Raw genomic sequence first — 1542 nt, 5'->3', positions numbered from 1 at the left:
GGTCTCGGCCGGCGCGCCGAGCTCCGTCTTCGGGTCGCCTTCCACGAACGTCGTCATCCGGCCGAGCGCGTCCCACGAGGCGCCCACGGTCTGACGCAGCTTCCCCGGCAGACGGACCGCGTTGCCGTCGAGGTCATACTCGACATCCTGCGCGGCGCGCGGCGCGCCGTTGTCCAGGATGGCGTTGCCGGAGCCGTCGTAGAGGGCGCGCGCGGCGATCCGGTTCCGGTTCGGGGAGCCGTCGCCCGAGGGCGTCATTCCCGGCACCGCCCCCGGCTCGAAGGCGAGCGCTAGCGCCTCCGTCGTCCCGCGCCCCGCCGGCGAGAGGATCGTCCGCCGGGTCATGTTCCCGAACGGGTCGTACGGTGACTCTTCCCGAATCTGAGCCTGCATCTCTCTGGCCCACCTCGTCTTGCTCGCTCGACTCGGAGACCGACCACCCTCACCGGCACCGTTCGACAGGATACCCCGGACCGGGACCTTCATCCGGTCGCGTGGATGGTGGCGGCGATGCGGAAACCGCGGCAGTGGCCACGGCCAAGCACGAGATCCCCCTCGCGTCATGCTCCGCGCCCGCCGGCTCACTCTTGGACGGTCGAGGTACGGACTAGAGGTGATGCGTCGGAAGTCGCGAGCCACTATCCCGGCGCGGTGGTGTGCGGTGGTGCTGTGCGGCGCAAAAAAGAGAAGAACAAACTCCCGATGCCTTGCTCAGTTGTCCTGCCTCAAGTGGCCGACATCCACAACGAAGATGTCCGAGACTTCGACGCCTTCCTTGCCCCTTCGCCAACCCTGAATTACTACGCGGTCCGCAACGACCGCGGCCGGACATGTAGGACGCATCTCCGCGACCACAAGGCCGAGCGACTCCGGTAGCTCGATCTGCTCCAAGACGTCTCCGTTATCGTACCGCACTACAACCAGCGCGACGGATCGTTCACCGTTGCTCAGGTACAGAATGCTTCCACTGTGCACGAAGGGGACCACGGGCACATCCATCGTCGGAACTCTGGTTCGCCACAGCCGATGGCCGCTCGCGTCGAAGCGAGACATGTACGACTTGTAGCAGTCCCACAAGCGACAAGGAACATGCTCGTAACAGATCGTTTCCAAACCTGTCGCAAGGCACACCTTACGCGAGACCTCGCCGGCAAACTGCCGACGCGAATCGCGGGCCGGGCCCGGTGGGAGCGCCCGCAGCATCGGTGACTGAATCATGTGCTCCGAAAGCCACGCGCGAAGATCGAGAGCGCGTGAGAGGCGTGCAGCCTCCAGTACTTCGGCAGCGGACTCACCGGTGGCGCAGTTCACACAGCGTTCGCCGTCTGAATCGATCACCTTGACGCTCCTCTTTGCACCCGCAAGACTCGACGACACCCCGACGAGGAGAACGACTAGCCCGGGGAGCGTAACGTCGCTTCTGTAAATTGAAATCTTCGAGCGCCGCGCGCCGCGTCCATCCGGCGTCGTTCGCGTCCGCCCGCGGAGCGGAGGCGCGCGGCGCGCCGGAGCGGAGCGGGCGGACGCGGCGCCGCGGGGCGC

The 1542-nt window shown here is 66.4% G+C and carries 2 protein-coding genes; both read right to left on the bottom strand.

Going from position 1 to position 1542, the window contains the following annotated elements; translation table 11 throughout:
* The coding region (locus tag LLG88_00535; GenBank protein ID MCE5245400.1) for a hypothetical protein at positions 1-345 on the bottom strand (345 nt) is incomplete at its 3' end.
* Positions 346-711: 366 nt separating this feature from the next.
* Positions 712-1542 (bottom strand): hypothetical protein (locus tag LLG88_00530; protein ID MCE5245399.1); only part of this gene is annotated, 831 nt, incomplete at its 5' end.

It is taken from the genome of bacterium (assembly GCA_021372775.1).
In the GTDB taxonomy this organism is placed as follows: Bacteria; Acidobacteriota; Polarisedimenticolia; order J045; family J045; genus JAJFTU01.
Note: the sequence above shows the minus strand (reverse complement) of the source record. Positions and strands in the feature narration are given on the sequence as shown.